General features: G+C 74.2%; 8 protein-coding genes. 2 read left to right on the top strand and 6 right to left on the bottom strand.

The features are described 5' to 3' along the window. Together EAO71_RS31045 and EAO71_RS31040 are read left to right on the top strand one after the other, a co-directional pair. Positions 1-1,400, top strand: a 1,400-nt coding sequence (locus EAO71_RS31045; RefSeq protein ID WP_147981353.1) for an alpha/beta hydrolase, incomplete at its 5' end; no start/stop codon positions are given. Positions 1,401-1,506: 106 nt separating this feature from the next. Continuing rightward, complete coding sequence (locus EAO71_RS31040) at positions 1,507-3,042, top strand: alpha/beta hydrolase (RefSeq protein WP_147981108.1); 1,536 nt, start codon at positions 1,507-1,509, stop codon at positions 3,040-3,042. A gap of 139 nt (positions 3,043-3,181) precedes the next feature. On the opposite strand, the gene moeZ is transcribed toward EAO71_RS31040, so the two are convergent. The 6 genes from moeZ to EAO71_RS31010 all read right to left on the bottom strand — a co-directional run bounded on the left by moeZ (position 3,182) and on the right by EAO71_RS31010 (position 10,910). Further along, on the bottom strand, positions 3,182-4,360 hold the full coding sequence (gene moeZ / locus EAO71_RS31035) for an adenylyltransferase/sulfurtransferase MoeZ (protein WP_147981107.1): 1,179 nt from the start codon (positions 4,358-4,360) through the stop codon (positions 3,182-3,184). A 63-nt stretch (positions 4,361-4,423) separates the two neighbouring features. After that, on the bottom strand, positions 4,424-5,173 hold the full coding sequence (locus EAO71_RS31030) for a spherulation-specific family 4 protein (RefSeq protein ID WP_261992427.1): 750 nt from the start codon (positions 5,171-5,173) through the stop codon (positions 4,424-4,426). After that, positions 5,161-6,120, bottom strand: a complete 960-nt coding sequence (locus EAO71_RS31025) for an NAD-dependent epimerase/dehydratase family protein (RefSeq protein ID WP_147981106.1) — start codon at positions 6,118-6,120, stop codon at positions 5,161-5,163. Before EAO71_RS31025 ends, EAO71_RS31030 begins: the two co-directional genes overlap by 13 nt. Before the next feature lie 126 nt (positions 6,121-6,246). Beyond that, entirely contained in the window at positions 6,247-7,461 is a 1,215-nt protein-coding gene (locus EAO71_RS31020; protein ID WP_261992426.1) for a hypothetical protein, read from the bottom strand. Positions 7,462-7,474: 13 nt separating this feature from the next. Then, entirely contained in the window at positions 7,475-9,157 is a 1,683-nt protein-coding gene (locus EAO71_RS31015; protein WP_147981350.1) for a DUF3492 domain-containing protein, read from the bottom strand. Between the two features lie 283 nt (positions 9,158-9,440). After that, a complete protein-coding gene (locus tag EAO71_RS31010; RefSeq protein ID WP_147981105.1) occupies positions 9,441-10,910 on the bottom strand; it encodes a DUF3152 domain-containing protein in 1,470 nt (489 codons plus the stop codon). Positions 10,911-10,915: the final 5 nt, after the last annotated feature.

Here is a 10,915-nt window from a genome sequence, read left to right as displayed (position 1 = left end):
CCCCCGCCGAGGGCGGCGGCCCCGCCCCCTCACCGCTGCCCGGCGGCACGCCCTGGGAGTGCGCGTTCATGAAGGCGCCGCTCGACTACGGCGAGCCCGACGGCGAGACGATCGAGCTCGCCCTGATCCGGGCCCGGGCCCGCGACCAGAACCGGCGGATCGGCTCCCTCGTCTACAACTTCGGCGGCCCCGGCGGTTCCGGTGTCACCGGGCTGCCCGCCTTCGCGGGCGACTACGAGAAGCTCCGCTCCCGCTACGACCTGGTCTCCTTCGACCCCCGCGGCGTGGGGCGCAGCGAGGGCGTCGAGTGCGCCACCGACAAGGAGCTGGACGCCTACTACGCGCTGGACTTCACGCCCGACGACCTCGCCGAGGAGCGGACCCTTTCCACGGCGCAGAAGAAGTACGCGGGCGGCTGCGAGAACGAGTCGGGCCCGATGCTCCCCCGTGTCGGCACCGAGAACGCCGCCCGCGACATGGATCTGATGCGCCAGGTCCTCGGCGACGACAAGCTCCACTACTTCGGCATCTCCTACGGCACCGAGCTCGGCGGCGTGTACGCCCACCTGTTCCCGCAGAACGTGGGCCGCGCCCTGTTCGACGCCGTCGTCGACCCCAACGCCGGCACCGAGGAGGGAGCGCTGGGCCAGGCGCGGGGATTCCAACTCGCGCTCGACAACTTCGCGAAGGACTGCGTGGCCCGCGGCGACGCCTGCTCGCTGCCGGGCTCGACGGTCGCGGAGATCGAGGGGTTCATCCTCGGCCTGCTCGCCGAGCTCGACAAGAAGCCGATCCCCGGCATCGGGGACCGCAAGCTGACCCAGACGCAGGCCACCAACGGCATCGCGCAGGCGCTGTACTCCAAGGAGTACTGGCAGTACCTGGAGCAGGGGCTTGACGCGGCCGACGGCGGCGACGGGGCGCTGCTGCTCGCCCTGTCCGACTCCATGAACGGCCGCGACCAGAACGGCAGTTACAGCAACATCCAGGCGGCGAACGCGGCCATCAACTGCGTGGACTTCAAGGAGCGCTTCACGCTGGGTCAGGCCAAGGAGCGGCTCCCGGAGTTCCGCGAGGCGTCCGCGGTGTTCGGCGACTACATGGGCTGGGCCCTGTCGAGCTGCTCGCAGTGGCCGGTGCCCGGCACCTGGGAGCACCCGGACGTCTCGGCGCCCGGCGCCGCCCCGATCCTGGTGGTCGGCACCACGGGCGACCCCGCGACCCCGTACGAGGGGACGAAGGCGATGGTGGAGGCGCTCGGCGAGGGCGTGGGCGTGGAGCTGACGTACGAGGGCGAGGGCCACGGCGCCTACAACGGCGGCAGCAAGTGTGTGCAGAACGCGGTCGACGCGTACTTCCTGGAGGGGAAGGTGCCGGCCTCCGGGACCCGGTGCAAGTGACGGGAGGGGCACACGAGCCCGCCGTGACCCACGAGGCGCCCCGAGGCGCCCCGAGGCGCCCCCTAGGATGACGGTCCGGTCCGGAACGCGGGGGGTCTCGTCACACATGTCGATACGGATACGGGCGGCGGCGTTCGCCGTCGCCGCACTGCTCGTCGCCGGCTGCTCCGCCGGCACGGACCCGGCCGGCCCGGCCCCCGCGACGCCGTCACGCGGCGACGCCAAGGCACCGGACGACTCCGGACTGCCGCAGGCCCTCGTCTCCCAGCGTCCGGACTGGAGGCGGTGCGAGGCGCCCCGGGGCGGCGAGAGCCCCGGCTCGGCATGGCGCTGCGCGAGTGTCCGGGTGCCCCTCGACTACGCCGAGCCCGACGGGGAGACGATCCCGGTCGCGCTGATCCGCAAGGAGGCCCTGGACAAGGGTGAGCGGATCGGGTCACTGCTCTTCGACTTCGGCGGGCCCGGCGCGTCCGGCGTCGACATCCTGCCCCGGGCGGCCGCGGAGTACGGCTCCCTCAACCGCCGCTACGACCTGGTCGGTTTCGACCCGCGCGGGGTGCAGCGCAGCGCCGGTGTCGTGTGCCGGGACGACGAGGAGCTGGCCGCCGCCGAGGCCCGGGTCGACCTGACGCCCGACACCCCGGCCGAGGAGGCCGCGTACCTGAAGGACGGCGCCGACTTCGGCGCGGGCTGCGCCCGCCGCTCCGGCAAGGTCATCCCGCACACCACGACCACGAACACCGCCCGCGACATGGACCTCGTGCGCCGGGTCCTCGGCGACGACAGGCTCCACTACTTCGGCATCTCCTACGGCACCGAACTGGGCGGCGTGTACGCCCACCTGTTCCCGAAGTCGGTCGGCCGCACGGTCCTCGACGCCGTCGTCGACCCGACCGCGGACTCCGTCGGGCACGCCCGCAACCAGACCATCGGCTTCCAGCGGGCCCTGGACAACTACCTGAAGAGCACCGGCGCCGACCCGAAGTCCGGCACCGACCGCATCGTGCGGCTGCTGGGCAGGCTGGACCGCGACCCGCTGCCGGTCGGAGAGCGGAAGCTGACCGAGGGCCTGGCGCTCACCGGCATCGCCGTGACCCTGTACGGGCAGGGCAACTGGCCCCTGCTCACCTCGGCGCTGCGCGAGGCGGAGAACGGCAACGGCGCGGAGCTGCTCGGCCTCGCCGACTCGTACAACGACCGTGACGCGACCGGGCACTACGGCACCCAGTCCCATTCCCAGCGGGCGATCTCCTGCGCCGACTCCTCGACGCGCCCCACGGCCGCTCAGGCGAAGGCCCTGGTGCCGGAGTTCCGTGCGCTGTCGCCCGTCTTCGGCGCCTTCCTGGCCTGGGACACGGCCGGCTGGTGCGCGGACTGGCCGGTGGCCGGCGAGTCCGCGACCCCCGGTGCGAGCGCGCCGGGCGCGGGCCCGATCCTGGTCGTCGGCACCACCGGCGACCCGGCGACGCCGTACGAGGGCGCCGAGCGGATGGCGAAGGCGCTGGGCCCGGGCGTCGGCGTCCTGGTCACCAACAAGGGCGAGGGCCACGGCGCGTACGGCGAGTCCGCCTGTGTGACGCAGACGGTCGACGCCTACCTGCTGGACGGCAAGGTCCCGGCCTACGGCACCACCTGCGGCTGAGGCCGCGCCGACGGCCGAGGGCCCGGACCTGTTCCCAGGTCCGGGCCCTCGCCGTTCGTGCGTGTGCCGCGGGCTTCCCGCGGGCCGGTCCTCGACGATCGCCCGTACGGGACCCAGGTCCTGTACGGGCGTACGGGACCTAGTAGATCGGCTTCTCGGGCTCGATCTGGTTGACCCAGCCGATCACGCCGCCGCCGACGTGCACCGCGTCCGCGAAGCCGGCGGACTTGAGCACGGCGAGCACTTCCGCACTGCGGACACCCGTCTTGCAGTGCAGGACGATCCGGCGGTCCTGCGGCAGGTCCTGGAGGGCGTTGCCCATCAGGAACTCGTTCTTGGGGATCAGCTTCGCGCCCGGGATCGAGACGATCTCGTACTCGTTCTGCTCGCGGACGTCGATGATCTCGATCTTCTCGTCCGTGTCGATCCACTCCTTGAGCTGCCGCGGAGTGATCGTGGAGCCGAGCGCCGCCTCCTGCGCCTCCTCCGACACGACGCCGCAGAAGGCCTCGTAGTCGATGAGTTCGGTGACGGTGGGGTTCTCGCCGCAGACCGCGCAGTCGGGGTCCTTGCGGACCTTGACCTGGCGGTACTGCATCTCCAGGGCGTCGTAGATCATCAGCCGGCCGACCAGCGGGTCGCCCACGCCGGCCAGGACCTTGATCGCCTCGGTGACCTGGATGGAGCCGATGGACGCGCAGAGCACACCCAGGACGCCGCCCTCGGCGCAGGAGGGGACCATGCCCGGCGGCGGGGGCTCCGGGTAGAGGCAGCGGTAGCAGGGGCCGTACTCGGACCAGAAGACGGACGCCTGACCGTCGAAGCGGTAGATCGAGCCCCAGACGTACGGCTTGTTCAGCAGCACGCAGGCGTCGTTGACGAGGTAGCGCGTGGCGAAGTTGTCCGTGCCGTCGACGATCAGGTCGTACTGGCTGAAGATCTCCATCACGTTCTCGGCCTCGAGCCGCTCTTCGTGGAGGATCACGTTCACGTACGGGTTGATGCCGAGGACCGAGTCCTTGGCGGACTCGGCCTTCGAGCGGCCGATGTCCGCCTGGCTGTGGATGATCTGGCGCTGCAGGTTCGACTCGTCGACCTCGTCGAACTCCACGATGCCGAGCGTGCCCACACCGGCCGCGGCCAGGTACATCAGGGCCGGCGAACCGAGACCGCCGGCGCCCACACAGAGCACCTTGGCGTTCTTCAGGCGCTTCTGTCCGTCCATCCCGACATCCGGGATGATCAGGTGGCGGGAGTACCTGCGGACCTCGTCTACGGTGAGCTCGGCAGCCGGCTCGACCAGGGGTGGCAGCGACACGGGGGCTCCGTTGGTCGGTATGTCAGTACGGTTGTTCTCCCCGTAACACTGCCACGCCCCTTCTCATTCCGAGACACCCGGTCCAATGCGCGAGACGATTTCGTCCCAGTAGCCGGGCAGTGTTTGGAATGGGTCGGTTTGTCCCGAGCGGTCACCGTGATCGGTGAAGAAGATCGTCCCCGCTCCCTGCCAGCGTGCGATCCGCATCGCCTCCTCCAGGTGGCTGCGCGGGACCCCGTGGACGAGGTGGACGAACTTCTCCGGCGGGTGGTCGGCGGTCCACTCCGCCACCTGCGACCAGCGGTAGTCCGTCCACGGTCCGGAGAAGGTGACCAGCTGGTCGGCGGCCTCGGCGTAGCCCGGGTACGGGTGGGTGCCGTGGCCGAGCACGAGGTGCGCCTCGCCGTCGAGGACCGCCTCCAGGGTGGCCGTGACGCGCCGCACCTCGGGCAGGTCGACCCGGTCCGTGGGACAGCGGTCGAGGTAGTAGCCGTCGACCTTGTACCAGTCCAGGAAGCGGTGGGCGTCCGAGACGATCTCACCGAAGTCCCGGGAGCCGTGGCGCAGGTCGAGGTGCCCGAGGACCCTGACCCCGGCGTTGCGCAGTCGGCCGGCGGCCTCCAGGCAGTGCGGGTCCGGCCGGTCGCCCGGCCCGTCGGCGACGTTGAGGACCGCCCAGTGCAGCGGGGTGCCGGGGCGGGTCAGCTCGGCCCACTCGACGGGGGCGAGCAGCGGGTGGGCGTAGCCGGGCACGCCGAACCCCATCTCCCGCACGGCCCCGCTGGTGCTCGTACTCGTGGTCAGATGCGACACGCCGCCTCCATCCAGATGTCGGCGAGGGACTCCTCGAGGTTGATCCGGGGCCGCCAGCCGAGCCGGTCGCGGGCGGTGCGGACGTCGGCCTGCTGCCAGCCGCCGCAGCCGTCGGGGTACGGGAAGGGGGCGGCGGCCAGTTGCTCGGCGATGGTCTCGGTGCGCGGGGCGCCGATGACCGGCCGCTGCGGCGGGCCGTCGAGCTCGTGCAGGGTCCCGGCGTATCCCGCGACCCGGGCGAGGACGGCGGCGGCGTCGCGGAGTTTGACCGCGCGTCCGGTGCCGATGTTGACGACGCCCTGGGCGGCGGAGAGCGAGGCGGCGTGGACGGCTCGGGCCACGTCGCGCACGTCGACGAAGTCCCGCTGGACACCGAGGCCGCCGAGCTTGAGCTCGCCGTCGCCGGCCTGGATGGCGCGGCGCATGGCCTCGGCGAGGCGGCCGAGCGGGGAGCCGGCGGGAGTGCCCGGGCCCACCGGCGAGAACACCCGGAGCACCACGGCGTCGAGGCCGGATCCGAGGACGAGTTCGGTCGCGGCGAGCTTGGACACGCCGTACGGTCCGCCGGGGCGGGGCACGGCGTCCTCGGCGGTGGAGGAGCCGGGCTGCGAGGGCCCGTACTCGGACGCGCAGCCGACCTGGACCAGGCGGGCGCCGCAGCCGCTGCGGCGCAGGGCCTCGCAGACGGTGGCGACGGCGACGGTGTTGTGCCGGGTCAGCTCGCGGGCGCCGCCGCGGGTGGCGCCCGCGCAGTTCACCACGACGCCCGGGTGGACGGCGTCCAGGAACCGGGTCAGCGCCCCGGGGCTGCCGCCCGCGAGGTCGAACCGTACGTCGGCGTCGTCACCCCGCCCGAGGGCGGTGAGGTGCACGGCCGGGTCGGCGAGCAGGCGGTCGGCGACGTAGCGCCCGATGAATCCGTTGGCTCCGAGCAGCAGCACCCTCATCGTGCGGCCCCTTCGTGCCGACCGGCCGGTGCGGTGGATGGGGAGGTCATGTCTCTTTCGTCTCCTTGGAATGGGTCCTGCGTGTGGGCACGCCCGAGGCGTCGGCTCCGCGGGTGTGCCGGGGGGTCAGGGGGTGTCGTGGGCCGGGACCCGCGCGTGGGCCGAGGCCCGGGAGAGCGCGGCGGTGGCATGGGCCAGCAGGCCGAGGGCGGCGGCGCCGCAGATGACGGCGGGTACGGCGCCGGGTCCCCAGGTGTCGACCAGGGCGCGGACCGGTTCCGCAAGGAGGTCGCAGCCGGGGAGCCGGGCGGCCAGGACGGTGGCGAGGGCGAGCGCCTGGGCCGCGCAGACGCCGGCGAGGGCGTCGGCGGCGGTCCGGGCGAAGCCGTGGGCGGCGAGGAGCCGGGCGACGAGCAGCAGGGCGCCGAGGGCGAGTGCGCCGGGGGCGAAGCCGGTCAGGGCGAGCAGGCCGGCGAGGACGGCGGTGTGCAGGGCGACGGTGGCGAGGAGCAGAGGGCGGGTGCCGGCGGCGAAGTCCTCCAGGCCGCGGCTGGCGGCGAGCCGCCGGCGGGCCCGGGTGGCGAAGAGGTGGGCGCACCAGGCGGCCGGGGCGACGGCGAGCGCGAGTCCGAGGACCGGACCGGGGGTGAGTGCCCAGCCGCCGTCCGGTCCGCCGGTGAGCAGTTCGCCGAGCAGGCCGTCCCCGCCGAGCGCGTACGCGAGGAGCCAGAGGGTCCAGACGCGGGCGGCGGGGACGCCGCGGCCGGCGGCGCGCAGCGGGCCTCGCCGGACGGCGAGGGCGAGCGCGACGGCCAGGCCGAGGGCCCCGGCCACGCCGACGGCGAGGCGCACGGGCCCTTCGGTGAGGGCGAGTCCGGTGCCGGCGAGGGCCGCGACGGCCCCGGGCGCCAGGGCGGCCGTCGCCCAGCCGGCCCACCCGCTGCCGGCGCCGTCCTCGGGGGCGGGACGCGCGGCTGCGCCGCTGCCGCGGGGCACGCGTGCGTACAGCTCCTCGGCGAGCGAGAAGACGTCCCGGTGGCGGAACCGGGCGGCGGTCCGGTCGGTGACCCCGTGGACCTCGAGCCCGGCCGCGATCTCCAGGGCGTCCACGGCGCGTTCGCACAGCTCCCGGTGACGGTGCATCAGTGCCTTGACCGGGTCGGCGGGGCCGCGGCGCACGGGCCGTGCGGGGGTGGCCCGCGGGGCGTCCTGGGTGGTGCCCGCCGGTTCGGGTTGCTCCGCGTCCGGCGCCTGCCCGGCCGTCAGGGCCTGGGCTGCCAGGAGGGCCTCGGAACGGGTGTTCCAGGGGCCGGGGCTCGTGGGGGCGGCGGAGCCGCGCATGGGGGTGCCTCCTTCAGGCATCGGGGTCTCCCGCCCGGCCGGCCGCGCTCACCGGCCGGCCCGCCAGGATTCCGGGGACGTGGGACTCGGCCGGGTGTCCGAAGGGGATGCCGTCGGCGGCGCTGCGGCGGACCGGGGAGCGGGAGAGGAGTTCCAGGTAGATGCCGCGAAATGCCGCGGTGTTCTGTTCGACCGTGAAGAGTTCGAGCGCGCGGGCACGGGCGGCGGCGCCGAGCCGGTAGCGGCGCTCCGGGTCGCGCAGCAGGGCCAGGCAGGAGTCGGCGAGCGCCCGCGGATTGCGCGGGGGGACGACGAGTCCGGTGCCGCCGATGACCTCGACCACGGCCCCGACGTCCGTCGAGACGGTCGCGCGGGCGCAGAACATCGCCTCGACCAGGCTGATCGGGAAGCCCTCGACGACGCTGGAGAGGACGACGACCGCACCGGCCGCGTAGGCGTCGGCCAGGGTGGGCGCCTCCGGCCCCCCGATCTCCTCGAAGGTGACCGGGTTCTCGCCGACGTCGTGCGCCCCGGCCGCCTCGTCGGGGAAGAGCTGGGCCGCGAGCGAGCGGCAGTGCGCGAGGTAGGTCTCGGCGCCCGGCTCGCGCACGGGGGCGGCGATGATCCGGAGCCGGACCTCGGGCTGGGCCTTGCGGACCTCGGCGAAGGCGTGGAGCAGTGCGATGAGGTCCTTGGCGGGCTCGACGCGGCCGACCCAGACGAGCGTGGCCGGGTCGCCGCTCTCCTCGTCCTCGCCGACCTCGGTGAAGCGCGCGGACTCCATGCCCGGGTAGACCGTGCGGATCCTGGCGCGGTCGGCCCCGCACCGCTCCTGCCAGCGGCGGGCGTGGGTGTTGCCGGGGGTGAGGAGCGCGGCCTGCCGGTAGACCTCGCCGGCCAGGCGGCCCTGGAAGGCGGCGAGCAGGGCGCGGACGGGGGCGGAGAGGGGCGCGTCGCCGGCCGAGAGGTAGTGGGCGCGCAGCTGGACGCCGTACTCCGTGACGAGGAGCGGGGTGCCGAAGAAGCGTTTGGCCAGCAGGCCGGGCAGGGCCGCGGATCCGCCGGAGGCGGCGTGGCAGAGGTCGGCGGCGCCGAGGGCGTCGTCGCCGTACCAGTCGAGCGAGAGGGGGCGCAGGGCCCGCTCCAGCTGGTCGACGAAGGCGAGGTAGTCGGGCACGGTCGCGGCGGACACGCCCCTGCGCACGCCGGGTGCGCGGCAGGCCGATTCGAGGGTGCGGACGGCGAGTTCGGAGCGGAGGGCGGCGTGCAGTCCGCCGCGCTCCCGGGCGAGCTCGGCCAGTCCGTACAGCCCTTCGGCGAAGTCCTCCGCCGCCTGCGTGAGCGCGTCGGGCAGGACCCCGCCGGGGGCCGCGAAGCCGGTCGCGTCCGGTCCGGAGGTGTCCGGCTCGGCGCAGATGCCGTGCGCGAGCGACCGGAAGTGACCGGCGAACCGGCGGCGGTCGCGCCGGCCGTGGGTGCGGCCGTCGTCCTCGGGCGCCCACAGCGGGGCGGTCCGGACACGGCGCACGTGCGGCGGCAGGTCGACGTGGCCGCCGGCCTCCTCGCGGGCGGTGCGGCTCAGGGCGTAGAGGTCGAACTCGTGCGGGGCGAGTCCGCGCACGAGCCGGTCGCACCAGAGTCTGGACTCACCCGTGGCGTACGGGTAGCCACCCTCCGTCAGCAGTCCGATCCGCATGAGCACACCCCCGATCTCCCTTGACGGCAGCCGTCGTTCGTCCGGCTATTCGCAGCGGGAAGAAACGTAAGCGGACATGCCGGTGGCGCGACGGACGGTTGTCCGTCGCGCCACCGGAAGGGGTGAATGCACGTAACTTTCCCAGCCCGATCGCGTTCCGTCGCGGTACGGGCCGATTCGTGCACGGAGAGTCAGGCTGCGGCCAGGTCCCGACCTCGCCCCCGGCACCCCGTCGCGGTCACGACGGGGTGGCAGGACGCGGGCCGGGTGGCGTGCGCCGACCTCAACTGCCGGGGTGGACCCAGGGGTTGGGGCGGCACTTGATGTCGTCGATGTCCAGCGACTTCGTCTGCTGCTGCATGACCGGGGCGAGCGCGCCCGGCGTCCGGCAGGTCACGTGGCTGTGCCCCAGCCGGTGTCCGACCTCGTGGTTGATGAGCATCTGGCGGTACGCGTGCATCGCCTTGTCGCCGAAGGTCTCCGAACCCTGCGCCCAGCGGAAGGCGTTGATCATCACCCGGGGCGTGGAGGCGGAGTCGCAGGACACGTTGTCGACCGTGGTGTCCAGACCGGACTTCGCGCACCAGACGCCGGTGGTCCCGGGACTGGCCAGGGTGATCACGAACTCGGGCTCCCCGCTGGAGATCCGCTCGAAGGTCATCTCCCCCTTGCCGGCCCAGCTCCGCCGGTCGTTGAGGGTCTTCTGCACGGCCTGCGCGAAGAGGGCGGTGTCGAGTCCGAGCCCCTTCTCCACGTCGACGCGGTAGCGGATCTTGCGCCCCTTGCCCGGCGCCTTGTCGAAGCCGGCCACGGCCTCGAACTCCCCCGAGCCCTTGAGCTTGGGGTCGATGGGGAACTGCCGGGTCATCAGCTGCTCGTAGGTGGGCGGCGCGGCCTGCACGGGAAGGGCGGGGGCCGTCCGCTCGTCGGAGCGCGAGGCGGAGCCGTCGTCCACGGTGCGGTCGGCGGGTTCCTCGGCCGCCTGGGCGACCGGGCCGCCGGTGTCCCGGTCGGCGACCTGGCCGGCCACGACGACGGCGAGGACGGTGGTGACGGCGGCCGCGGCGATCCCGGTGAAGGCGCGCCCCTTGCCCCCGGTCCTGGCGGGCGGCGTCGGCGTGTCGAGCTGCTCGGGCGCGTCCTCGGCCGGCGTGGCGAGCGGGTCGCCGGTGACGGTCTCGCGCCGGGGGCCGGGGATGAAGGCGGTCTGCGGCGCGGCCGTCCGGGGAGCGCCGGCCTGCCGGTCGCCGTAGCGTTCGGGCCGCTGCCGCGGCTCGAAGAAGTCGGGGTGGCCGCCCCGTACGGAGGAGTCGGCGGGTTCGGGGTGGACCGGGGTGCCGTGTGTCGGCGTGTCCCACACGGGCCGCCCGGACCCGCCCTGTCCGTACGGGCCCGGTGCCGCGGGGCCCGGCCCCGACACGGGCTGCCCGTACGCGGGCCGCCTGCCCTGTTCCCGCCCGGCCGGGGCCGGCCGGTACGGGTCCTGGCGGTAGGGCTCCTGCCGGCGGCCGGCGTCCGCCCGCCCCGCCCCGTTCCCGGGGACCTCGCGGTAGACACCGTCGCCGTACGAGCCCTCGCCGTAGGAGGTGTCGCCGTACGAGCCCTCGCCGTACGGACCCGTGCCGTACCCGTCCTGCCCGGACGTCCGCCTGCGGCGCCCCGTCCCCGTCCCGGGCCCCGCCGTCTCCCGCGGTCCCGCGCCGCCCGTCGGGGCGGGTGCGGGTGAGGGCCCCTTGCGGCTGTGTCGTCCCACGGCCC

The organism is Streptomyces sp. MS191 (assembly GCF_008042125.1).
Lineage (GTDB): Bacteria > Actinomycetota > Actinomycetes > Streptomycetales > Streptomycetaceae > Streptomyces.
Note: the sequence above shows the minus strand (reverse complement) of the source record. Positions and strands in the feature narration are given on the sequence as shown.